General features: G+C 68.0%; 20 protein-coding genes. 9 read left to right on the top strand and 11 right to left on the bottom strand.

Annotated features, from left to right (window positions below):
• Positions 1 to 7: 7 nt before the first annotated feature.
• The 7 genes from V3W46_RS16570 to V3W46_RS16600 form a co-directional block, all read right to left on the bottom strand.
• Positions 8 to 997, bottom strand: coding sequence for a carbohydrate ABC transporter permease (locus tag V3W46_RS16570; protein WP_331784246.1), 990 nt, complete (start codon positions 995 to 997; stop codon positions 8 to 10).
• Positions 994 to 1,965 carry a carbohydrate ABC transporter permease gene (locus tag V3W46_RS16575; RefSeq protein WP_331784247.1) on the bottom strand — a complete coding sequence of 324 codons (972 nt, stop codon included), beginning with the start codon at positions 1,963 to 1,965 and terminating at the stop codon, positions 994 to 996. The genes V3W46_RS16570 and V3W46_RS16575 overlap by 4 nt, the downstream gene beginning before the upstream one ends.
• A 117-nt stretch (positions 1,966 to 2,082) precedes the next feature.
• Positions 2,083 to 3,438: an ABC transporter substrate-binding protein gene (locus V3W46_RS16580; RefSeq protein ID WP_331784248.1), complete on the bottom strand. Its 1,356-nt coding sequence runs from the start codon at positions 3,436 to 3,438 to the stop codon at positions 2,083 to 2,085.
• A gap of 297 nt (positions 3,439 to 3,735) precedes the next feature.
• Positions 3,736 to 4,119: a 50S ribosomal protein L7/L12 gene (gene rplL, locus V3W46_RS16585; RefSeq protein ID WP_231024950.1), complete on the bottom strand. Its 384-nt coding sequence runs from the start codon at positions 4,117 to 4,119 to the stop codon at positions 3,736 to 3,738.
• A gap of 80 nt (positions 4,120 to 4,199) precedes the next feature.
• Positions 4,200 to 4,715 (bottom strand): 50S ribosomal protein L10, encoded by a 516-nt coding sequence (gene rplJ, locus V3W46_RS16590; protein WP_331784249.1) that lies wholly within the window; start codon positions 4,713 to 4,715, stop codon positions 4,200 to 4,202.
• Between the two features lie 227 nt (positions 4,716 to 4,942).
• Positions 4,943 to 5,686, bottom strand: a complete 744-nt coding sequence (locus V3W46_RS16595) for a YqjF family protein (protein WP_331784250.1) — start codon at positions 5,684 to 5,686, stop codon at positions 4,943 to 4,945.
• A 57-nt stretch (positions 5,687 to 5,743) separates the two neighbouring features.
• A complete protein-coding gene (locus V3W46_RS16600; RefSeq protein ID WP_331784251.1) occupies positions 5,744 to 6,604 on the bottom strand; it encodes a DUF1684 domain-containing protein in 861 nt (286 codons plus the stop codon).
• A gap of 105 nt (positions 6,605 to 6,709) precedes the next feature.
• On the opposite strand from V3W46_RS16600, the gene V3W46_RS16605 reads away from it, so the two are divergent.
• Positions 6,710 to 7,087: a YciI family protein gene (locus tag V3W46_RS16605; RefSeq protein ID WP_331784252.1), complete on the top strand. Its 378-nt coding sequence runs from the start codon at positions 6,710 to 6,712 to the stop codon at positions 7,085 to 7,087.
• Positions 7,084 to 8,505 (top strand): RNA polymerase sigma factor, encoded by a 1,422-nt coding sequence (locus V3W46_RS16610; protein ID WP_331784253.1) that lies wholly within the window; start codon positions 7,084 to 7,086, stop codon positions 8,503 to 8,505. Before V3W46_RS16605 ends, V3W46_RS16610 begins: the two co-directional genes overlap by 4 nt.
• Positions 8,506 to 8,750: 245 nt before the next feature.
• Here V3W46_RS16610 and V3W46_RS16615 read toward each other — a convergent pair whose 3' ends face one another.
• Together V3W46_RS16615 and V3W46_RS16620 are read right to left on the bottom strand one after the other, a co-directional pair.
• On the bottom strand, positions 8,751 to 10,382 hold the full coding sequence (locus tag V3W46_RS16615; RefSeq protein ID WP_331784254.1) for a sensor histidine kinase: 1,632 nt from the start codon (positions 10,380 to 10,382) through the stop codon (positions 8,751 to 8,753).
• Positions 10,379 to 11,140 carry a response regulator transcription factor gene (locus V3W46_RS16620; protein WP_331784255.1) on the bottom strand — a complete coding sequence of 254 codons (762 nt, stop codon included), beginning with the start codon at positions 11,138 to 11,140 and terminating at the stop codon, positions 10,379 to 10,381. The genes V3W46_RS16615 and V3W46_RS16620 overlap by 4 nt, the downstream gene beginning before the upstream one ends.
• A 208-nt stretch (positions 11,141 to 11,348) precedes the next feature.
• On the opposite strand from V3W46_RS16620, the gene V3W46_RS16625 reads away from it, so the two are divergent.
• From V3W46_RS16625 to V3W46_RS16635, 3 genes are all read left to right on the top strand, one after another.
• On the top strand, positions 11,349 to 12,926 hold the full coding sequence (locus V3W46_RS16625; protein WP_331784256.1) for an ABC transporter permease: 1,578 nt from the start codon (positions 11,349 to 11,351) through the stop codon (positions 12,924 to 12,926).
• 93 nt (positions 12,927 to 13,019) lie between these two features.
• Positions 13,020 to 13,688: an ABC transporter ATP-binding protein gene (locus tag V3W46_RS16630; RefSeq protein WP_331784317.1), complete on the top strand. Its 669-nt coding sequence runs from the start codon at positions 13,020 to 13,022 to the stop codon at positions 13,686 to 13,688.
• 119 nt (positions 13,689 to 13,807) lie between these two features.
• Entirely contained in the window at positions 13,808 to 14,431 is a 624-nt protein-coding gene (locus V3W46_RS16635; protein WP_331784318.1) for a YqaJ viral recombinase family protein, read from the top strand.
• A gap of 426 nt (positions 14,432 to 14,857) precedes the next feature.
• Here V3W46_RS16635 and aceB read toward each other — a convergent pair whose 3' ends face one another.
• Both aceB and aceA read right to left on the bottom strand, forming a co-directional pair.
• Positions 14,858 to 16,495, bottom strand: coding sequence for a malate synthase A (gene aceB / locus V3W46_RS16640; RefSeq protein WP_331784257.1), 1,638 nt, complete (start codon positions 16,493 to 16,495; stop codon positions 14,858 to 14,860).
• A gap of 29 nt (positions 16,496 to 16,524) precedes the next feature.
• Positions 16,525 to 17,895, bottom strand: coding sequence for an isocitrate lyase (gene aceA, locus V3W46_RS16645; RefSeq protein ID WP_331784258.1), 1,371 nt, complete (start codon positions 17,893 to 17,895; stop codon positions 16,525 to 16,527).
• A 187-nt stretch (positions 17,896 to 18,082) separates the two neighbouring features.
• On the opposite strand from aceA, the gene V3W46_RS16650 reads away from it, so the two are divergent.
• The 4 genes from V3W46_RS16650 (at position 18,083) to V3W46_RS16665 (ending at position 22,126) form a co-directional block, all read left to right on the top strand.
• Positions 18,083 to 19,522, top strand: coding sequence for a helix-turn-helix domain-containing protein (locus V3W46_RS16650; protein ID WP_331784259.1), 1,440 nt, complete (start codon positions 18,083 to 18,085; stop codon positions 19,520 to 19,522).
• A complete protein-coding gene (locus V3W46_RS16655) occupies positions 19,519 to 20,481 on the top strand; it encodes an acyl-CoA thioesterase (protein WP_331784260.1) in 963 nt (320 codons plus the stop codon). Before V3W46_RS16650 ends, V3W46_RS16655 begins: the two co-directional genes overlap by 4 nt.
• A gap of 54 nt (positions 20,482 to 20,535) precedes the next feature.
• Positions 20,536 to 21,591 (top strand): YncE family protein, encoded by a 1,056-nt coding sequence (locus tag V3W46_RS16660; RefSeq protein WP_331784261.1) that lies wholly within the window; start codon positions 20,536 to 20,538, stop codon positions 21,589 to 21,591.
• 70 nt (positions 21,592 to 21,661) lie between these two features.
• Positions 21,662 to 22,126, top strand: a complete 465-nt coding sequence (locus V3W46_RS16665) for an Lrp/AsnC family transcriptional regulator (RefSeq protein ID WP_331784262.1) — start codon at positions 21,662 to 21,664, stop codon at positions 22,124 to 22,126.
• Positions 22,127 to 22,169: the final 43 nt, after the last annotated feature.

The raw sequence follows: 22,169 nt of genomic DNA on the forward strand, positions 1-22,169 counted from the left end.
ACCGGGCTCAGCCCTTCGTCGAACCCGCCAGCAGTCCGCGCACGAAGTACCGCTGCAGGCTGAAGAACACGATCAGCGGAACCACGATCGACACGAACGCCGCCGCCGTCAGGCGCTGCCAGTCCTGGCCCCGGCTGCCGGTCAGCTCTGCCAGTCGCTGCGTCAGCGGAGCGACGTCGGGCGAGCCGCCCGAGAACACCAACGCCACGAGCAGGTCGTTCCACACCCAGAGGAACTGGAAGATCGCGAACGACGCCAGCGCCGGCATGGCCAGCGGGATGATGATGCGCAGGAAGATCTGCCCGTGCGACGCACCGTCGACCCGTGCCGCCTCGATCACTTCGCCCGGTACCTGCGAGATGAAGTTGTACAGCAGGAAGATCGCCAGCGGCAGCGCGAACGCGGTGTGCGCGAACCACAGTTGCGCGTAGGTTCCCGACGGCGTCGGCGGAATGATCAGCGCGTTGCCGATGGTGATGCCGCGCGAGAAGAACGACAGCAGCGGGATGAGCGCCATCTGCAGCGGCACGATCTGCAGCGCGAACACCAGCACGAAGACGACGTCGCGACCCCGCCAGTTCATCCACGCGAACGCGTACGCGGCCATCGAGGCGAGAACGAGCGGAAAGATGGTGGCAGGGATGCTGATGGCCACCGAGTTCACGAAGTACTGCCCGAGCTGCGGCGCCGAAGCCGACGACGAAAGCAGCACGTCTTTGTAGTTGTCGAGCGTCAGGCCCGGGTTGGTGAAGATGGTCCACCAGCCCGTGGTCTTGATGAGGGTGGCCGGCCGGAACGACGACAGCAGCAGCCCGAACGTCGGAATGGTCCACAGCACCGCGATCAGCAGCGCTGCGACAGTGGCCCACTTCGATGTCAGGTTGCGCTTGACGCGCGCCGTCTTCGTGGTGGCTTCGACATACTCTTCTTCGAGCGACGGTGCCCGGCCGGCGGTGCCGCCCGGGATCGGAAGCTCGACTGGTGCGACGCTGCTCATCGGATCTCCCTCTGCTTGCGTAGAACTCTCACGTTGTAGATGACGATCGGCAGCACCAGCACGAACAGAATCAGCGCCAGTGCCGACCCCCGCCCGGGCTCACCGGCACGGAACGCCTGCGTGTACATCTCGTTGGCCAGCACGCTCGTGTCGAAGTTGCCGCCCGTCATGGTGCGCACGATGTCGAACACCTTCAGCGTCGCGATCGAGATGGTGGTGACCACCACGACCAGCGAGCCCTGGATGCCCGGAATGGTCACGTGCAGAAAGCGCTGCCACGCGTTGGTGCCGTCGAGCTGTGCCGCCTCGACGATCTCGGTGGGCACGCCCTTGATGGCGGCCGAGAGAACGACCATCGCGAAGCCGGTCTGGATCCACACCATGACGATGACGAGGAACACCGTGTTGGCGGGTACGGCCTGCAGCCACTGCACCGGCTCGCCGCCGAGCCACACCACCACCTGGTTCAGGATGCCGATCTGGTTGGCGCTGGTGGGGCGGTACTCGTAGACGAACTTCCAGATGATGCTTGCGCCGACGAACGAGATCGCCATCGGCATGAACACGAGGGCCTTGAAGTACTTCTCACCCCGCGATTTGTCGATGAACACCGCGTAGGCGAGACCGATGGCCGTCGAAGCGAGCGGGGTGAGGATGACCCAGATGATCGTGTTGCGCAGGCTCACGAGCGAGTCGGGCTGGGTGAAGGCCCAGACGAAGTTGTCGAAGCCGATGAAGTTGCCCCTGGCGTCGTACAGCGACTGGATGGCCGTGCGGATGGCCGGGTACACCAGCCCGATGATCAGGAGGATGAAGGCCGGGGCGACGAAGCCGATGAGCTGAAAGACGTCTTTGCGCTTCTTCGGCGCCCGGTCGATGAGAAACAGAAGGAGACCGATCACCGCGGCGAAGGCCGCGAGAGCGATAACCACCTGTTCGATCTTGTTGAGGAGGTCGGCAGTGGTCATAGTTCACCTCTTACTAGTACGTCGTCGTGCTGGTTCAGGGGGTGGAGCGCGAACGCCGTGCGGCGCCCCATCGGGGCACCGCACGGTCGCATTCGCGTGTTCTGTCGGGGGTGGTGACTACTGCTGGGGCCAGGTCGACTGAATGAACTCGGTGACGGTCTGGGTGCTGTCGCCGTTGATCCAGTTGACGATGCCCTTCCAGAACGAGTTCGATCCGACGGCGGCGGGCATCAGGTCAGACGCGTCGAACCGGAACGTGGTGTTCGGGTCTTGCAGAATCTTGATGCTGTCGACGGCCAGGGGCGACTTCGCGTTGTTCGGGTCGAGGCCCTTGTTGGCGCTGATCACACCACCGATCGAGACTCGGTTGTTCGCCCAGAGGGCACTCGAGAGGTAGGTCTGCACTGCGGTGATCTCGTCGCTCGTCTTGAACGCACCGACCATCTCGCCGCCACCGGTGACGGCCTGGGGGTCGCCCGCCTTGGCCGGCGGCATCAGGAAGCCGTAGACGTCGCCGTCAGGGGCGACCTTGGTGCCCTCGGGCCACTGCGCTTCGTAGAACGAGGCCTGGTGCATCATCGCGCACTGGTCTTGCAGAATCGGCAGGCCCGCATCCTGGAACGTGGTCGAGTTGATGCTCGTCACGTCACCGAAGCCGGCGTTGACGTACGCCGGGTTCTTCAGGATGTTGCCGACGTAGTCGAAGGCCTTCGTGATCTGCGGGTCGGTGAACTTCACGTCGTTCGTGACCCACTTGTCGTACACGTCGGGGCCGGCCTGGCGCAGAACGGTGTCTTCGATCCAGTCGGTGCCCGGCCATCCGCTCGCCTCACCTGAAGCGAACCCCGCGCACCACGGCTTCGCCTTGCCGTCGGCCGCGATCTTCGCGGTGAGGCTGGTCAGCTCGTCGAGGGTGGTCGGAACGGTGTAGCCGTTGTCGCTGAAGAAGGTCGGCGAATACCAGATGTAGCCCTTGACGCTGGCCATCAGCGGCGCGGCGTAGAAGGTGCCGTCGACGGTGCCGTACTTCTTCCAGTCGGCCGACCAGTTGGCGTCGACGTTGTCTTCGACGCTCTTCGCGGGGGTCTTGATGTAGCCGCCGGCCACCATCGAGGCGAGCAGACCGGGCTGCGGGAAGATCGCGAGGTCGGGCGGGTTGCCGCCCTGGGCGCGCACGTTGATCTGCGTCTCGAACTCCTGGCTGCCCTCGTACTTGATGGTGATGCCGGTGCACTTCTCGAAGTCGGCCCACGACTGGTTCAGCTGGTCGGCTTCGATGTCGACGATGGTGCCGTAGATGTTGACGGTGGGTGACCCGCTGAATGTGCCGTAGTCGGCGTAGTCTTCACAGCCGGCGGCGCTCGTGCCGCCCGATGACGCGGGCGCGTCGCCCGTGCAGGCAGACAGAGCGAGCGCTACCGCGGCCGCTCCTGCCAAGGGAATGATCACTCGTTTCGAACGGGTGATTCTCATGGGTTTCCTCCTCATTGAGTAACGGTGGCCGCACTCCCCCAAATGGGGACAGCAAGCGCTTCCAGTGACAAACATTAGGTGCCGGTTACATGTCGCGCAAGCTGCTCGGGGCGATTCCAGCGAGTGGATGCCGAATCGTTACCTGAGAGGCCTCTCATTTCATGAGAGCGCGCTCATCGCTGAATCTACAAGGATCTGAGGCTCGAGGCAAGTTGAGCAATATATTGGCTGGAAGCCGTCTGGGCACAAAAAAATGCCCGGGCCGAAGCCCGGGCATTTCTGTGAGGGTGAAGCTGATTACTTGAGGGTAACCGTAGCGCCAGCCTCTTCGAGCTGAGCCTTGGCCTTGTCGGCGGCTTCCTTGTTGACGCCCTCGAGAACAGGCTTCGGGGCACCATCGACGAGCGCCTTCGCCTCACCGAGGCCGAGGCTGGTGATCGAACGCACCTCCTTGATGACCTGGATCTTCTTCTCACCGGCGGCCTCGAGAATGACGTCGAACGACGTCTTCTCTTCGACCTCTTCGGCGGGGGCGGCGGGGCCAGCGGCACCGGCGACGGCGACGGGAGCCGCGGCGGTGACCTCGAAGACCTCTTCGAACTTCTTCACGAACTCGCTGAGCTCAATGAGCGTGAGCTCCTTGAAGGCATCGATGAGCTCGTCCTGTGACAGCTTTGCCATTTTTTTCTCCTTGTTGTTTTCGTTGATAACCGGTTGTCAGATCGGGCGAACGGATGCCCTGCGGCAGCCTTCCGTCAGAACTAGTTACCGGACTCCTGCTTCTCGCGCAGCGCCTCGACCGTGCGAACGGCCTTCGACAGCGGTGCGTTGAACAGATAGGCGACACTGAACAGCGAAGCCTTGGCGGCACCCGCGAACTTCGCGAGCAGCACCTCCCGGCTTTCGAGGTCAGCGAGCTTGTTGACCTCTTCAGCGGTCAGCGGGTTACCGTCGAAGTAACCGCCCTTCACGCTCAGAAGAGGGTTTGCCTTGGCAAAGTCGCGCAGAGCCTTTGCCACGGTCACGGGGTCACCGTGAACGAAAGCGATAGCGGAAGGACCAACGAGCTCGTCGTCGAACGAGTCGATGCCGGCCTTGTTGGCCGCAATCTTGGTCAGCGTGTTCTTTACCACGGCGTAGGTGGCGTGCTCACTGATAGAGCGACGCAGGCTTGTCAGCTGCGACACAGTGAGACCGCGGTACTCAGTAAGCAGTACGGCAGTCGAGCTCTCGAACAGGTTCTCGAGTTCGGCAACCGTGGCTTCTTTGTTCGCCATGGCGCTCCTTGATGAAATAGTGCTGGCAGCCCCGGCTCCACACACTGAAAAAGCTCCACACAGGAGTGCGGAGCTTGGGAGTCTCGCGTTGCTTTCGCAACACGAACAATCGAACTTCGAACACCTGCGCGGGCCTCGCGTGAGCGAAACTTCGACCGATGTGCTTGCATGATTCTCGCGAAGGATGCAGGCACGCCGATGACCAGCGGTCTTTGGCTCCGTCTAATCTAACGGCTCGCGCGGCCCGGCGCAACCTCGAGCCTCTGCGGCGGGCCGAAGCGCGCGTCGACTCCGGGTGCGAACAACACCGAGTCGGGCATCCGGTTCGCCACGGCGGGCAGACCCGCCCGGGTCAGCAGCGTGTCAGAGAAGTCGAGCAGCTCGGCGTGCTGCAGGCTCCACGGCTGGTGCGTGTTCGGCAGGTAGAGCGTGCGGCCGAGGTGGCGCGAGAACAGCGCCCATCGGGCGGTGAGAAAGTCGGCCAGGGCATCCGGATGCCCGATCGGGGCCCCCGGGCGCACCGACACCGCCGAGTCGACCTGGCCCCGGGGCGTGCTGTGCCGGCGCGAGGTGTAGGTGATGGTGCCGCCTGAGCGTCGCACCCGCATTTGCGACCACACGTAGGGCAAGCCGAACGCCGCATTCGCGCCGGCGACGGCGGCGAGGCGTTCGGCCTCGAGCGAGAGAAAGACCACTCCGCGGCGGCCGTCGGCGTCTCTCGCGTAGAGGCGAACGTTGGTCTCGTGGAAGGTTCCGAAGAACGGCAGCGCGGGGCTGCGCCCGAACCGGGTGTCGCGCAGGGTGAACGGCACGAGCCCGACCCACGAGCTGCCGTCGAACTCGTCGGGCGTCACACCGGGCGGCATCAGCGACGCCGCATCGTCGGTGGGGATGCGCCAGTGCAGAAAGGTCAGGTTGCGCCACTGCTGGCTGAGAATGGGGCGGTCGACGGTGTGCGGAGGTGAACTCACTTCGCCATTCTGTGCGACAGGGGCGCACCGCGCCCAATCGGGCGGCGGGGTTGCGTGCTAGTGCAGCGGCCCTCCGGCCTTGTTGAGCACGTTCTTCTCGCCGGCCTCGACGGCGACGGCCAGACGGTTCTGGGCCGGGGGCATGGGGCAGTTGAAGTGGTACGAGAAGGCGCAGGGCGGAAGGTAGGCGCGGTTGAAGTCGAGGGTGACGGTGCCGGTGGTCGTGGCTGTGACGCGCAGAAAGCGGCCGACGCCGTACGTGTCGGTGCCGCTCGTGGCATCGGAGAAGACGAGCAGCAGGCCGCCGTCGTCGTGGAAGGCAGCGAGGTTGTAGTCGACGCCGTCTCTGCTGAAGGTGATCTCGGCGGGAACGACGCGCTCGCGGGTCACTCCGCCGTCTTTGAGGTGCTCGATGCCGATGGCGCGGCCGCCCTCGATGGGGGCGAATGTGGCCTCGACGACCCAGGCGGGGTCGAAGGGGTAGACGTCGATCGACCCGAATTCGGCGATGGCGTCAGACGCGGCATCCCACACCCGCAGGGCGTAGTCGCCGTCTTCGCTCGCGATGACGAAGCCGGAGACGGTGTCGCTGAACTGAACAGCGGATGCCCGGGGGTCGTCTCTGCCGCGAACGACGACGCTGCCGTCGACCGGTTCGCCGTCGACGACGATACCGTCGCTCGCCCGGGCCTCGAGCCGCAGCCCCGACTCGCCCTTCGGGAGGGCAAACCACGTGCCCGCGACGCCGTACGCGGTGTGGCCCTCGGCGGGCGACCCGGTGATCCATTCGGTGTTGACGAGAGCGAGGCTGCCCTGGGGGCCGGTGACGAAGCGCCGGCGGGCCTCGCGATAGCTGTCGAGCTGCGACCGCAGCTCTGATTCGTTCTTCGCCTGGGGTTCGCGCACGTCGTACTGCATGTTCTCCCCAACAGACGGGTGCGGCGATTTATGCCAGAAGTGTCGATCGGGCACTGGTTCGCTCGTCACAGAAGTGTCAGCATCGAACAACCGAAAGGACACATCATGCAGTACTCACTTCTCGTCATCAGCCGCGAGGCGACGGTCGAAGACATCGGCGAAGAGGCCATGCAATGGGGCCGCGCCGCGTTCGACGCCTACGCGAAGTCGCTCGACTCGGCCGGCGTGCTCGTGTCGGCCGACATTCTGCAGCCGGTCGCCGTCTCGACCACGGTCTCGGTGCGCGACGGCGAGCTGCAGGTGCAAGACGGCCCCTTCGCCGACACGAAAGAGCGCCTGAACGGCACGTTCGTTATCGAGGTCGCCGATCTCGACGCCGCCATCTCGTGGGCGGGCCAGTGCCCGGGGGCGCAGTACGGCGCGGTGGAGGTTCGCCCCTCGGCGATCGTCTTCCACGACCACGAGTGGCACCCGGTGGCATGAGCGGCGGGGTGGGTGCGGCGGGCGCGGCCGGCGCGGTGGGCCTGGTGGTCGCGGCCGGCGGGGCGGGTGCGGGTGGGGCCGGGGCGGCGGATGCGGCGGGCGCAGCGGGTGCGGCGGGCGCAGCCGGCGCGGAGGAAGGGGCCGCGCGGCGGTCGTATGGGCGGCTCGTCGCGCTGCTGTCGGCGCCGAACGGCGACATCGCGGCAGCCGAAGACGCCCTGAGCGAGGCGTTCGTCGCCGCGCTCTCCACCTGGCCCGAGCGCGGCATACCCGACAACCCGGAAGGATGGCTGCTCACCGTGGCACGCAATCGCCTGCGCGACGTGTGGAAGTCGGCCGCGTGGCGCACCTCGGCCCCGCTCGACGAGGGTCGCGACGAGACTGCGGAGGCCGGGAGGCTCCAGGGTTCTGCGGCGCTCGACGCACACGCGCACGATCCCACCGAGGCCGTTCAACGGTATCTCGACGGCGAGGTCATCCCCGACCGGCGACTCGAGCTGCTGTTCGTCTGCGCTCACCCCGCCATCGAGGCACGGGTGCGCACTCCCCTCATGCTGCAGACCGTGCTCGGCTTCGACGCGGCCCGGATCGCCGCGGCCTTCGCTGTGTCGGAGGCGAGCATGGCGCAGCGGCTCGTTCGGGCCAAGCGCCGCATCAGGGATGCGCGAATCCCGTTCGTCGTGCCCACCGCCGAACAGCTGCCGGGCCGCCTGCCTGCCGTGCTCGAGGCGATCTACGGCGCCTACGCCATCGACTGGCAGTCTGCGGCGGCGCTCGAGCACGGCCGCGATGTGCTGTACGACCCCGAGTCACTCTCTGGCGAGGCACTCTCGCTCGCGACGATGCTCGCGGCCCTGCTGCCCGACGAGCCCGAGGCGCTGGGGCTGGAGGCCCTGCTGGCCCTGTCCTGCTCGCGCGCTGCGGCGCGGGTGTCGGCCGACGGCGTGCCCATCCCGCTCGATGAGCAAGACCCGGTGCTCTGGGATGCCGCCCTCATCTCGCTCGGCGAGACGACGCTGCGCCGTGCGTACGCACTCGGGCATGTCGGGCGCTTCCAGCTCGAGGCAGCCATCCAGTCTGCGCACTGCGACCGCGCCCGCTCGGGCACCGTCGACTGGACCGCCCTGGTCACCCTCCACCGCGCCCTCGTACGCGTCTCGCCGACGCTCGGCGCGCGGGTCGCGCTGGCGGCCACCATCGGCGAGGCGGAGGGCCCCGAGGCGGGGCTCGAGGCGCTCGATGCGCTGGGCGCGACGCCCGTCGTGAGCGGCTTCCAACCCGCCTGGGCGACCCGGGCCCACCTTCTGGCCCGGTCGGGCAGGGTCGCGGATGCCCGGCTCGCCTACACCGAGGCGATCGCCCGCACGCCCTCCCCGGGCATCCGCAACGCCCTCGCTCACGCCGCCGACGCCCTCTGACCACCCCCGCCCGTGTCGCCATCGCCGTCGTGCCCCGCAGATAGCGGCGCCACCCCGCCGGCCGTGGCGCGAATACCGCGTCACCCGCTTCCCCGCCGCAGCCCGCAGCGCCACCGCGCACTCGCGCCGCCGACGCCCTCTGACCACCCCGCCCGTGGCGCCTTCGCTCTCGCGCTACGGACTGAACACCCTCCGGCCACCACGGGCCTGCCGCGAGCGGCGCCGTCACCAGCCGGGGGCGACCGTCACACGGCGGCCGATGAATCCGTCGGCGACGGGGCTGGCTCTGGCGACGTGGCTGGCGCTGGCGACGACACCGGTGCCGCGGAGCCAGCCGCACCCGCAGACGCAGACGCACCCGCACCCGCAGAGGGCGACGGGCGGCCGTCTGATGCGCCGCCGTCTGACGGCCCGGCGAAGACGACCGGCAGCAGCACGCGGAAGACCGTGCGGCCGGGCGCACTCTCGACCGTGACGGTGCCACCGTGCGCTTCGGCGACCGCGTAGACGATCGCGAGACCGAGCCCGGTGCTGCCCGCGTGCCGCGACCGCGATACGTCGCCACGCACGAAGCGCTCGAAGAGTGTCGGCAGCAGGGCCGGGTCGATGCCCGGGCCGTCGTCGGCGACGCTGATGACGGCGTAGTCGGTTCCGCCGACGATCTCGCGAGACAGCCCCGCCGTGACATGGGTGCCGGGAGGGGTGTGCACCCGCGCGTTCGCGAGCAGGTTCGCCGTGACCTGGTAGAGCCGCGGGCCGTCGCCCTCGATCTCGACCGGCTCTTCGGGCAGGTCGAGAATCCAATCGTGGTCACGGCCGGCGACGTGCGCGTCGCTCACGGCGTCGACGACGGTGAGCGTGAGGTCGACGCGGTCATGCGCCACGTCGGGCCGCGAGTCGAGCCGGGCGAGCAGCAGCAGGTCTTCGACGAGCGACGTCATGCGTGTCGCCTCAGACTCGATGCGGGCGAGCGAGTGCGTCACGTCGTCGGGCAGGTCGTACCGCCCGCGCCGGGTGAGTTCGGCGTATCCCCTGATCGACGCCAGAGGGGTGCGCAGTTCGTGGCTCGCGTCGGCGACGAACTGCCGAACCTTGTCTTCGCTCTGCTGGCGCGAGGTCAGCGCGAAGGCGACGTGCTCCAGCATGCGGTTGAGCGCCGACCCGACCCGCCCGACCTCGGTCTTGGGGTTCGTGTCTTCGTCGGGTACCCGCACCGCGAGCGCCACCTCTCCGCGGTCGAGCGGTAGCTCGGCCACGTGCGCCGCGGTCTCGGCGACCCGCTGCAGCGGGCGCAGGGCGAGCCGGATGATCAGCTGCCCCAGCACGATGGCCACGATCAGCGCCGCCACCGTGATGACCACGATGATGAGCGCCTGCTGCGCGACGGTGGCCTGCACTTCGGCCAGCGACAGCCCGAGCACGACGGTCTGGCCGGCGGTGGTCACGAGCGAGACCACCCGGTACTGGCCGAGACCGCCGCCGAGGTCGACCGTCTTCGGCGTGGCCGAGGTGGGCACCGCCTGCAACTGTGCGATCTGGGCGGCCGACAGCGTGATCACCGTTCCGCCGCCGAACGCGCCGCTCGACGATGAACCCGACGAGACGACGGCTCCGGATGCCTCGACCCCCGTCGAGTCGACGATCAGGCCGACCGTGCCGACGGGCTGTCGTTCGAGAAAGTTGGCCGGGTCGTTGTTGCGCAGCTGCAGGGAGTACCCCCCGGGCGGCGCACCCGTTGCTCCGCCTCCGGGCAGCTGGGCATCCAATCGGCTGACCAGGATGCCGTTGAGCGTCAGCGCGCTGACCGCACCAATGGTGAGGCCGAGCAGTACGACGAGGGCGGCGACGCTCAGGATCAGCCGGCGCCGCAGGGTCACGGGGCGGTCTTCAGCATGTAACCGGCCCCGCGAACGGTGTGGATCATAGGGGAATGCCCGGCGTCGACCTTCTTGCGCAGGTAGGAGATGTAGATCTCGACGACGCTCGAGCGCCCGCCGAAGTCGTAGCTCCACACGCGGTCGAGAATCTGGGCCTTGCTGAGCACGCGACGCGGGTTGCGCATGAGAAAGCGCAGCAGCTCGAACTCGGTGGCGGTGAGCTCGATCGGCTCGCCGGCGCGGTGCACCTCGTGGCTGTCTTCGTTCAGCACCAGGTCGCCCACGACCACCTCGGGGTCGACGGCGTCGGTGACGAGCACGGTCGAACGGCGCAGCAGCCCCCGCAGGCGGGCGACCAGCTCTTCGAGGCTGAAGGGCTTGGTGACGTAGTCGTCTCCGCCCGCGGTGAGGCCCGCGATGCGGTCGTCGAGCGAGTCTTTGGCGGTGAGGAAGAGCACCGGTGTCTCCTGGCCATCGGCCCGCACCCGCTGCAGCACCTGCAGACCGTCGATGTCGGGCAGCATGACGTCGAGCACGATCACGTCGGGGCGGAACTCGCGTGCCAGCGTGACGGCGTTGCGGCCCTCGGCGGCGGTCTTCACCTCCCAGCCTTCATAGCGCAGCGCCATCGACAGCAGATCGGTCAGTGTGGGCTCATCGTCGACGACGAGGGCGCGCACCGGGGAACCGTCGGCCCGCGACAGGCGGGGGCGGGTGGCAGAAGAACTGGACGAGAGCCTTGAGTTGTCTATGGTCACCCCCCTAAGTAATCGCTCTTTGCTAAGAGAAGTCTATGAGCCGCCTACGCCCGGCCTGTGAGTTGCGGATGCGCGCTTTTCTGGGACCGGGTCTGAGCAAGCCTTCATGCCCAGCTGATTCATAGCTTCTCCTTGGCAATTCGATAATGACGCTCCCTAGGTTGTGCTGCGTTCACACCCGCATTGTCAGTGGCTAGAAGGAGCATTCGTGTTCGGTACGTATTTGCGACGCGAGCTGGTCAACCGGCGCAGGCAGACCATCATCATCGCCATCGGCATGGGCCTCGCCATCGGACTCGTGATTCTCGTCAACTCGTTCTCGGCAGGAGTGCAGAACGCGCAGGCCTCTGTCTTGCAGTCGGTCTACGGGGTGGGCACCGACATCACCGTCAGCCAGGCCGCCACACCACCGACCGCGGGTGCGGCCGGCGGCGGGCGCCAGAACTTCAGCTTCGGCTCGGGGTCGGGCGCGACGTCGGGCGGCACCACCAACCTCAGCCAGTCGCGGCTCAGCAGCACGCCGACGCAGACCGTCTTCGCCGACTCCGAGCTCACCACGGTGAAGGGTGTCAGCGGCGTCGCCGCCGCAACCGGCACGCTGGCGCTCGAGAACACCACGTTCAGCGGCCAGATTCCCGGCCAGGGTACGGGAGCCGCGGCCGGTGGCACGACGGGCGGCGGCTTCGGCGGCGGCCAGCAGGGCACCACCGGCGGTGCCGCGGGCGGCGCGACCGGCGGTGCCGACGGGGCCGGCGGCAGCGCGTTCAACCTCGACCGTTTCAGCGTTCTCGGCCTCGACCCGGCCGGCGACTCGGTCGGCCCGCTCTCCGCGGTGTCGCTCGCGACCGGGCGGCTGCTGACAGCGGCAGACGCCGGCACCGACAATGCAGTGCTCGACTCGAGCTACGCCACCAGCGCCTCACTCGCCACCGGCGGAACGATCTCCATCGCCGGCACGACCTTCACCATCGTGGGCACCGTCGACTCGACGAGCACCGACTCGGCCACCGCGTCGAACGTGTACATTCCGCTCGACGTGGCCCAGACCCTCTCGAGCAACCCCGGGATGCTCAGCAACATCTATGTGACCGCGAGCTCGTCGAGCGGTGTCGACCAGCTCGCCGCCGACCTCAAGACCGCCCTGCCGACGGCCACCGTCGACACCCAGGCCGACCTGGCCAACACCGTCTCGGGTTCGCTCTCGACCGCGTCGTCGCTGGTCTCGAACCTCGGCACCTGGCTGTCGATCCTGGTGCTCGCCGCCGCCTTCCTCATCGCCATTCTGTTCACGATCTCGGGGGTCACCCGGCGCACTCGTGAGTTCGGCACGCTCAAGGCCATCGGCTGGAGCAACAATCGCATCGTCGGCCAGGTTGCGGGCGAGTCGGTCGTGCAGGGGCTGATCGGCGGCATCCTCGGCATCGTGATCGGCGTGATCGGCATCGTCGTGATCAACATCATCTCGCCCACGCTGAGCGGTTCGGCATCCACCACCGGCAGCGGGGCGGGCGGGTTCGCCCAGCGCGCTGCTGGTGCCGCGGGCGGGGCCGTGACCGGCGGCGAAGGCGGAGCGGGCGGCGGCTTCGGCCAGCGCGGCGCGGGCGGCGGCGGCTTCGGTGCCGCCGCGCAGACCGCGACGAACGTCGCGCTGCACGCGCCCTTCACCATCGAGGTCGTACTGATCGCCGTCGGGCTCGCCATTCTCGGCGGACTCCTCGCCGGTGCGATCGGCGGCTGGCGCGCAGCGCGGCTGCGCCCGGCCGAGGCCCTGCGGTCGGTCGGCTAGCAGACGATCATGACTGCCGAATCGCTCACCCCCGTGTCGACCCAGCCCGCCGCCTCACCCTCCGCCCCTACCGACCGGCAAGGAGCCACCGCCATGTATGAACTCGTGAACGTCACCAAGACCTACAACGCCACCAAGCGAAAGGTGACGGCGCTCGACAACGTCACGCTGAGCATCCCGAACGGCCAGATGGTTGCCATTCAGGGCCCGACCGGCGGCGGCAAGTCGACGCTGCTGCAGATGCTGGGCGCGCTCGACCGACCCACCTCGGGCGACGTGTCGCTCGGCACCTCGACCCTGTCGAAGCTCGGCGACCACAAGCTGGCCGGGATCAGGGCGAAGGAGATCGGGTTCGTGTTTCAGAGCTTCAACCTGATTCCAACGCTCACCGCACTCGAGAACGTCGAGACCGCCCTGGCGCCGCTCGGCGTCTCGGGCTCGGAACGCCGTGACCGTTCGCAGGCCGCGCTCGCCTCTGTCGGCCTCGCCGACCGCTCGACCCACCTGCCGGCCGAGCTGTCGGGCGGCCAGCAGCAGCGCGTGGCCATCGCCCGCGCGCTGGTGAAGGCCCCGGATGTTCTGCTCGCCGACGAGCCCACCGGGGCTCTCGACGAGGGCACCCGCGACGAGATCATGGAACTGCTCGAAGGGTTCTGGCGCGAGCAGGGCCTCACCCTCGTCATCGTCACCCACGACTCGGCGGTGGCCCGCCGCGCCGAGCGCCGCCTGCACATCAAGGCGGGCAAGGTCAAGGAGGCCTGACCCGGCGCACTCCCTCCGGTGTGAGCGGCGCGCCGGGCGGGAGCGGCGCGCCGGGCGGCGGCGACGTGGGCGTGTCGGTGGGAACGAGGCAGAATGGAAGGGTGACGACGACCGCCCTGATGCTGACCTTCCCGTGGGAAGAGGAGCAGGCAGCGGCCGCACCCCAGCCGCCGGCCTACCTGAAGCGCGTCGTCGCCGACTCGACAGACCGGGTGGCGTGGATTCGGGCGCGCAGCCGGGGGGTCACCGCCACCGATGCCGCGCGGCTGACGACACGCAAGTCGGTCGAGAACACGGCGTACGACAAGCTCAACGGCAACAACTTCGGCGGCAACGCCTACACCGACCACGGGCGTGTCCGGGAGCCGGCCATCGCCGCGTGGGTACTGCGCGAGCACGGCATCGAACCGAGCACGACGCTGTTCCACGCGCACGGGCGGCCGTTGCACCTCGCGACGCCTGACGGTGTCGCCGTGAATCCGTCGTCGGGTGAGACGGAGCTCGCCGAGATCAAGACGACGAACAAGGCCTGGCGGTCGATTCCGCGGCACTACCTGCGCCAGGTGTGGTGGCAGCAGTACGTGCTCGGCGCCGAGCGCACGCTCGTGGTGTGGGAGCAGCACAGCGAGTTCGTTCCGATCCACCGCGAGCCGGAATGCCGCTGGGTCGACCGCGACGACAACGAGATCGAGCAGCTGGTGCGTCTGGCAGACCAACTGCTCGACCTCATGCGCCGGCGCTGAGTATATTCGTGCGCCGCCGCCTCTGCGGCGCACCGTGCGAACGGATGCCCGGCCACCGTTCTGGCCGCTACCAACGGTGAACGCGACGAGCGCGGTCGCCGCGTTCACCCGACCTCGTGGGCGCCGCCGCCTCTGGGCCCACGCCGGCCGGAGGCTCCGCGCGCCGCTTGCGGCGGGTGGAGTGGCCCGGTGGGGACGGCGCACCGTGCGAACGGATGCTCGACCGGCGTCCGGGCCGCTACCAACCGTGAACGCGACGAGCGCGGTCGCCGCGTTCACCCGACCTCGTGTGCGCCGCCGTGGCCGTCCATCTGCGGTCGTTCGGCACGAGCGCGGCAGTTCGGCACGAGCGCGGTCGTTCGAAGTACCGCGGTTGTGCCGAAGTGCCGCGCTTGCGCAGAACCACCGCGCCGGGCGGCGGCCAGGTCAGGCGGCGACGGGCTGGCGAGCGGGCGGCACGTCGACGAGGTAGTGGGCGTAGGCCGGGATGGTGAGGAAGGTCGGGAAGTCGTCGTGCAGCGCGACCAGGCGCACGATGCGCGCGGCGTCGTCGAAGTGGTCCCCGTCGAAACGGGTGGCCGACGCGACCGCGGCGTCGAGCTCACGCGAGACCAGCTCGTGCGAGATGCGGGTGCCCTCCACGGTGGTGACGCCGTAGTGCATCCACTGCCAGAGCTGCGAGCGCGAGATCTCGGCCGTGGCCGCGTCTTCCATCAGGTTGTCGAGCGCCGCGGCGCCCACCCCCCGCAGCCAGCTCTCGATGTATCGCAACGCGACCGAGACGTTCGCCCGCACTCCGGCGTCGCTGACGTGCTTCTCGAGGGAGCGCACGTCGAGCAGCTGCTCGGCCGTGACGTGCACGTCTGAGCGCAGGCGGTCGAGCTGGTTCGGCCGGGCATCCAGAACCGCGTCGAACTCGCCACGGGCGGCCTCGATGAGCCCCGGATGCGCTACCCACGTACCGTCGAACCCGTCGGCGGCCTCGCGGCGCTTGTCTGCCGCGACCTTCTCCAGGGCCTGCGCCGTAACCTCGGGGTCACGGCGGTTCGGGATGAACGCGCTCATGCCTCCGATGGCATATGCGCCGCGCCTATGGCAGGTCGACACCAGCAGTTCGGTGTAGGCGCGCATGAACGGCACCGTCATGGTGATGCGGTCGCGGTCGGGGAAGACGAACTGCGGGCCCCGGTCGCGGTAGCTCTTGATGAAGCTGAAGATGTAGTCCCAGCGGCCGGCGTTGAGGCCGGCGCAGTGCTCGCGCAGCTCGTAGAGGATCTCCTCCATCTCGAACGCCGCCGAGATGGTCTCGATCAGAACGGTGGCGCGGATCGTGCCGTGGTGCAGTCCGAGAGCATTCTCGGTGAAGGTGAACACGTCATCCCACAGCTGGGCCTCGAGGTGGTTCTCGATCTTCGGAATGTAGAAGTACGGCCCGCGGCCGCCCGCGATGAGGGTGCCGGCGTTGTGAAAGACGTAGAGCCCGAAGTCGACGAGCGAGGCCGACGCCGCCTGCCGCTGGCCGGCCCGATCGGTGAAGCGCAGGTGCTTCTCGACCAGGTGCCAGCCGCGCGGGCGCATCACGATCGTCGGCGTCGCCTCAGCGGTGACGCGGTATTCGCGGCCCTCGTCGGTGGTGAAGGTGAGGTCGCCGCGGATGGCGTCGTACAGCGAGAGCTGACCGCCGATGATGTTCGACCAGGTGGGGCTGGTGGCGTCCTCCAGGTCGGCCAGCCACACCTTGGCACCCGAGTTGAGCGCGTTGATGGTCATTTTGGGGTCGGTCGGCCCGGTGATCTCGACGCGGCGGTCTTCGAGTCCCGGGCCCGCACCGGCGACACGCCACTCGGTGTCGGTGCGGATCGGCGCCGTCTCCTGCAGGAAGCGGAAGTCGCGTCCGTTCTCGACGGCCAGCCGGGAGCGCATGCGTTCGTGCAGCCGCTCCTGGCGGCGGTGGGCGAAGGCGTCGTGCATTCGGGTGACGAAGGCCAGGGCATCCGGAGTCAGGATCTCGTCGAAGCGGCGTTCGTCGTCACCGAGGATCTCGATGCGGGTGTGTGCGGTCATGATCGTATTCCGTTTCAGGTATGAGCGGGTCAGTGGAACTGTTCGGATTCGGTCGAACCCACCAGCGCGAGGGTGGCGCTGGCCGGGTTCAGGGCCGTGGAGATGCGATCGAAGTAGCCGGTACCGACCTCGCGCTGATGCTTCGTGGCGGTGTAGCCGTCTGCCTCGGAGGCGAATTCGGCCTCCTGCAGTTCGACGTAGGCGCTCATGTGCCGCTGGGAGTAGTCGCGGGAGAGCGTGTACATGGAGTGGTTGAGGGCGTGGAACCCGGCGAGCGTGATGAACTGGAACGCGTAGCCCATCGACGCCAGCTCACGCTGGAACTTCGCGATCTGCGCGTCGTCGAGCTTCGCCTTCCAGTTGAACGACGGCGAGCAGTTGTAGGCCAGCTTCTTGCCCGGAAACTCCCTGTGGATGCTCTCGGCGAACGTGCGCGCCAGCTCGATGTCAGGCTCTGAACTCTCGACCCACAGCAGGTCGGCGAACGGCGCGTAGGCGTGACCACGGGCCAGCACCGTCTCGATGCCCGGGCGGGTCTCGTAGAAGCCCTCGGCCGTGCGTTCACCGGTCAGGAACGGCCGGTCGCGTTCGTCGACATCGCTCGTCACCAGGTTCGCCGCGAGCGAATCGGTGCGCGCGATGATGATGCTCGGGATGCCCGCCACGTCGGCCGCGAGCCGTGCTGCGTTCAGCGTGCGGATGTGCTGGGCCGTGGGCACGAGCACCTTGCCGCCCATGTGGCCGCACTTCTTCTCGCTGGCGAGCTGGTCTTCCCAGTGCACTCCGGCCGCGCCCGCCTCGATCATGCTGGTCATCAGTTCGTAGGCGTTCAGCGGCCCTCCGAAACCGGCCTCGGCGTCGGCGACGATCGGCGCCAGCCACTGTGTCTGTTCGGCTGACGCCGGCGCCTGCCCGGTGTGCGCGCCGGAACTCGCCGCACCGGTCGCCGAATTCCGGCTTCGCGTGGCGAACTTCTCCGAGGTCTCGATCTGGTCGGCCCGCAGCAGCGCGTTGTTGATGCGGCGAACCACGGCCGGCACCGAGTTGGCCGGGTAGAGGCTCTGGTCGGGGTAGGTCTGGCCCGAGAGATTAGCGTCGGCCGCGACCTGCCAGCCCGAGAGGTAGATGGCCTTCAGCCCCGCCCGCACCTGCTGCACGGCCTGATTGCCCGTCAGTGCGCCGAGCGCCGCGACCCACTCACCGCTGTCGTCGTTGATGAGCTGCCACAACCGCTCTGCACCGCGGCGGGCCAGCGTGTGCTCCTCGGTGACCGACCCGCGCAGCCCGACCACGTCTTCGGCCGAGTAGCTGCGTTCGATTCCGTTCCAGCGGCTGTCGGTCTTCCAGCTCGTCTCGAGCTCGGCCGCGGTCTGGGTCTGGTCTCCTGGTCGGGTGGTCATGGTGTGCTCCGTTGCTTTCTCAAATATCGGTGAACTTGCCTGCTGAACCCACTATCGAGGCGCTGCAACCCGCCAGATCGGGAATTCCGGGCAGAAGAACGCCGATTCTTCTGTTTCGCGCAAAAAGCATCGATGTCGCCCCGACGAGCTTCACCCACCCTCCCGCGCGAGCCAACACCATGAAGACATGCTCGATTCACTCACCGTCGGCCGACGCATTCGCCAACTGCGCTCCGAACGCGGACTCACCCTCGATGCCCTCGGCACCGCCATCGGCCGGGCCGCGTCACAGGTCTCCGTCGTCGAGAACGGTAAGCGCGAACTCAAGCTCGGCGAGATGCAGCGCTTCGCCGACGCGCTCGACGTCACGATCGAGCAGCTCTTGAGCGACGAAGCGCCGAGCGAACGGGCCGCCCTCGAGATCGACCTCACGCGCATCCAGCAGGGTCAGCTCTACAGCTCACTCGGCCTGCCGGCCGTGCCGCCCCGCAAGACCCTCAGCGATGAGGCCATCACGACGATTCTCGGGCTGCACGCAGAACTCGAACGGATGCACGGCGAACGCATCGCGACACCCGAGGAGGCCCGCCGCGCCAACACCGTGCTGCGCGCCGCCATGCGCCGACGCGGCAACTACTTCGCCGAACTCGAGGCGACGGCCAAAGAGCTGCTCGACGCCGTGGAGCACCGGGGCGGCCCCCTCTCGCAGCGCGTCGCATCCGACCTCGCCTCGCATCTCGGCTTCACCCTGCACTACGTCGCCGACCTGCCCGGGTCGACCCGGTCGATCACCGACCTGAAGAACGGGCGCATCTACGTGCCGCGCGGGCAGAGCCCCGACGCCGACCCGCGCACCGTGCTGCTGCAGGCGCTGGCGAGCCACGTGCTTGGGCACGAGGAGCCGACCGGCTACGCCGAGTTTCTGCGCCAGCGGGTCGAGACGAACTACCTGGCCGGCGCCCTGCTCATCCCCGAGGGCACCGCCGTCGAGTTTCTCTCCGCGGCGAAGACCCAACGCGAACTGAGCGTCGAAGACCTGCGCGACGCCTTCAGCACCACCTACGAGACCGCGGCGCACCGGTTCACGAACCTCGCCACCGAGCACCTCGGCATTCCTGTGCACTTCTTGAAGGTGCACGAATCGGGCTCGGTGGTGAAGGCCTACGAGAACGACGACGTGGTGTTGCCGACGGATGCCCTGGGCAGCGTCGAGGGCATGATCGTGTGCCGCTACTGGAGTGCCCGGCAGGTGTTCGACGCCGAAGACCGGTTCAGCCCGTATCACCAGTACACCGACAAACCCACCGGAACGTACTGGTGCACCTCGCGCATCCAGTCGTCGTCGCGCGGTCACTTCTCCATCAGCGTGGGCACCCCGTTCGCCGACGCGCGCTGGTTTCGTGGCCGCGACACGACCACCCGGTTCGCCTCGACCTGCCCCGACCCGAGCTGCTGCCGAACGCCCCCGGCCAGCCTGTCGCGCAAGTGGCAGCACCAGTCCTGGCCGAGCGCGCGGCTCAACTCGAGCCTGCTGGCGGCCCTGCCCACCGGCAGTTTCGCGGGGGTCGACACGACCTCGGTGTTCGAGTTTCTCGAGCGCCACGCCCCCGAGGAGCTGGCACGATGAACCACGGCGAATCCGAGGTCACCCTGCGGTTCCTCGCCTCTCCCACCGACGTGGCGAGCCTCGGCGGCAAGGTGCACGCCGGCCGCGTGCTCGAATGGATCGACAAGGCGGCGTACGCCTGCGCGGTCGGCTGGAGCGCGAGCTACTGCGTCACCGCCTACGTCGGCAGCATCAGCTTCGTGGCCCCGATCGACCCGGGCAACATGGTCGAGGTTCGGGCCAAGCTCGTCTACACCGGCCGCTCGAGCATGCACATCAGGGTGAACGTGTCGAGCGCCGACCCGAAGGTGGGCCGCTACGTGACATCGACCGACTGCGTGGTGATCTTCGTGGCGGTGGGGGCGGATGCCCGGCCGACCGAGGTCGCACCCTGGGTTCCCCAGAACGACGACGACGCCGCGCTCTACAACGACGCCGTGAACCGCATCGACATCCGCGCCCGCATCGAAGCGGCGATGAAGGAGCAGACGTACACGTCGGCGAGCACCGCCGAGGCGGTGACGTTCCGGTTCATCTCGGCGCCCACCGACGTGAACTGGGGCGGCAAGACCCACGGCGGCACCGTGATGCGGTGGATCGACGAGGCGGCGCTGGCCTGTGCATCCACCTGGAGCGGCCTCGACGCCATCACGGTGTACTCGGGCGGGGTCAGGTTCTACCGGCCGATTCCCATCGGGCACCTCGTCGAGATCGAGGCGCGGCTCGTGCACACGGGGCAGTCGTCGATGCACATCAGCACGCACGTGCGCTCGCGCGACCCCAGGCAGCGCGAGCTGCAGCTCACCACCCACTGCCTCACCATCATGGCGGCCCTCGACGACACCGGGCACACCACCGCCGTGCGCAGCTGGGTGCCCGAGACCGACGAAGACCGTCGGCTCGACGAGCACGCGCAGCACCTCAGCCGGCTCCGCTCGCCGGCCACGCACCTGCCGCCGATGATGGCTGCCCATCGATGATTGAGGTTTGCTCACGTAACTGATATCTTCTCAGGGATGAGAGGTCAAACATCCTTGAGCGCGACCACGGTGGTGCTCGCGATCTGCCTGATCGGCACCGCGTCGGCCTCGGCATCGACGCCGACTGATGCCCACGCACTACACGGTGTGTCGCACTTCGATCTTCCACTGAGCGACACGGGCGGCGCGCGCGGCGTGACAATCGACTCCCGCAGGCATCAGCTCTACGTGGCCGATCATGACAAGCTGCTTGCCGTCGACGAGCGCACGGGCGCGACCACCGTTTTCGCCGATGACGTCGGAGGCAATCTCGACGAGGTCGCGGTCGACTCTGTCTATGACGAGGTGTTCGCGGCGCAGTACGACGAGTACGGACACTTCTGGGTACTCGTCTTCGCCGGTGCGGCGCACAGCAAGATCGCCACCATTCCGGTTCCCGGTGGTGCGAAAGCTCTGGCGGTCGACGAGCAGACGCACACGGTGGTCGCCGTGGGGTCGGCGGCCGGAGCAGGCTCGGCCACCTTCATCGACGAAGAGGCGAACGTGGTCGAGAACAGCGTGGGAGTCGGCTCCGATCCCTCGGCCGTCGACATCGATCTGTTGGCCGGGCGCGTCTTCGTCGCCAACTCGACCTCGAATTCGGTGTCTGTGATCGATGAGACGGATCGAACCGTGGCGGCTGTCATCAACGTGGGCGAGCAGCCGGCTGGAGTAGCGGTCGATCGGTCCAGCGGACACGTCTTCGTCACGCTGTGGCGCGGCTCCGCAGTCGATGTCATCGCCTCTACCCGCAACCCGACAAGCGGTGCCGTGACGTACTCGACCATCGAGACCCTCAGCATCCCGAACGGTCCATGGGGCGTTGCGGTCGATTCGAACACCCACGCAGTGTACGTAGCAACCGAAGGCGCACACACGGCCACGCTCCTCGACGGACTCACGAACGAGCTGGGTGAGACAGTCGGGCCGATCGATGGTCAGCCGTGGCGCGTAGCGGTCGACGACGCGCTGCACGTGGCATTCGTCACCGGTCGGAACAGTTCTACCATCGCGTTGATCAGTCCCGCCCCCGAGCTGGCGCCCAGGCACGGGTGCACGTTCTGCCTCTGAACTCGGGGGCTGCGCGTTCTGCCCGGGGCCGCACTGAACGAAGAGTCAGTGCACGAAGTACAGTGAATGGATGACCGTCGACCGCGTTGATCGCGCCATCATCGCCGAGCTGGCCACCGATGCCCGGCTCTCGATCCGCACGCTCGCCGAACGGGTGCACATCTCGCGCACCCAGGCGCACAACCGCGTGCAGCGCCTGGTGAGCGACGGAGTGCTGACGAGCTTCGCGGCGCAGGTCGACCGCAAGGCGCTGGGCCTGAACGTCACAGCGATCGTCATCGTGAAGGTCGGCAACCTGCCGTGGCCCGACATGGCGGCGCGCCTCGCCGAATTGCCGTTCGTCGAGAAGGTGCAGGCCGTGAGCGGCGACATCGACTTCGTGCTGACCGTGAGCGCGCCCGACAACGAGAGCCTCTCGGCGGTCATCCTGTCTCGGGTGCACGACATGCCGGGCGTGATCTCGACCCGCTCGCACGTCATTCTCGACGAGCGCGCGGGCACGGCGCCCGGCGCGGCACCCGACACCTGGGCCTGATGGCCCGGGTCTGAGGGCCCGAGACGAACGGGCCTGACAGGCC

This window comes from Subtercola sp. YIM 133946, from assembly GCF_036553535.1.
Classification (GTDB): Bacteria; Actinomycetota; Actinomycetes; order Actinomycetales; family Microbacteriaceae; genus Subtercola.

Bases quoted from the DNA above. Each gene is read 5' to 3' on its own strand.
- V3W46_RS16570 (WP_331784246.1), bottom strand. From the start codon at position 997: ATGAGCAGCGTCGCACCAGTCGAGCTTCCGATCCCGGGCGGCACCGCC.
- V3W46_RS16575 (WP_331784247.1), bottom strand. From the start codon at position 1,965: ATGACCACTGCCGACCTCCTCAACAAGATCGAACAGGTGGTTATCGCT.
- V3W46_RS16580 (WP_331784248.1), bottom strand. From the start codon at position 3,438: ATGAGAATCACCCGTTCGAAACGAGTGATCATTCCCTTGGCAGGAGCG.
- rplL (WP_231024950.1), bottom strand. From the start codon at position 4,119: ATGGCAAAGCTGTCACAGGACGAGCTCATCGATGCCTTCAAGGAGCTC.
- rplJ (WP_331784249.1), bottom strand. From the start codon at position 4,715: ATGGCGAACAAAGAAGCCACGGTTGCCGAACTCGAGAACCTGTTCGAG.
- V3W46_RS16600 (WP_331784251.1), bottom strand. From the start codon at position 6,604: ATGCAGTACGACGTGCGCGAACCCCAGGCGAAGAACGAATCAGAGCTG.
- V3W46_RS16605 (WP_331784252.1), top strand. From the start codon at position 6,710: ATGCAGTACTCACTTCTCGTCATCAGCCGCGAGGCGACGGTCGAAGAC.
- V3W46_RS16610 (WP_331784253.1), top strand. From the start codon at position 7,084: ATGAGCGGCGGGGTGGGTGCGGCGGGCGCGGCCGGCGCGGTGGGCCTG.
- V3W46_RS16630 (WP_331784317.1), top strand. From the start codon at position 13,020: ATGTATGAACTCGTGAACGTCACCAAGACCTACAACGCCACCAAGCGA.
- V3W46_RS16635 (WP_331784318.1), top strand. From the start codon at position 13,808: ATGCTGACCTTCCCGTGGGAAGAGGAGCAGGCAGCGGCCGCACCCCAG.
- aceB (WP_331784257.1), bottom strand. From the start codon at position 16,495: ATGACCGCACACACCCGCATCGAGATCCTCGGTGACGACGAACGCCGC.
- aceA (WP_331784258.1), bottom strand. From the start codon at position 17,895: ATGACCACCCGACCAGGAGACCAGACCCAGACCGCGGCCGAGCTCGAG.
- V3W46_RS16650 (WP_331784259.1), top strand. From the start codon at position 18,083: ATGCTCGATTCACTCACCGTCGGCCGACGCATTCGCCAACTGCGCTCC.
- V3W46_RS16655 (WP_331784260.1), top strand. From the start codon at position 19,519: ATGAACCACGGCGAATCCGAGGTCACCCTGCGGTTCCTCGCCTCTCCC.
- V3W46_RS16665 (WP_331784262.1), top strand. From the start codon at position 21,662: ATGACCGTCGACCGCGTTGATCGCGCCATCATCGCCGAGCTGGCCACC.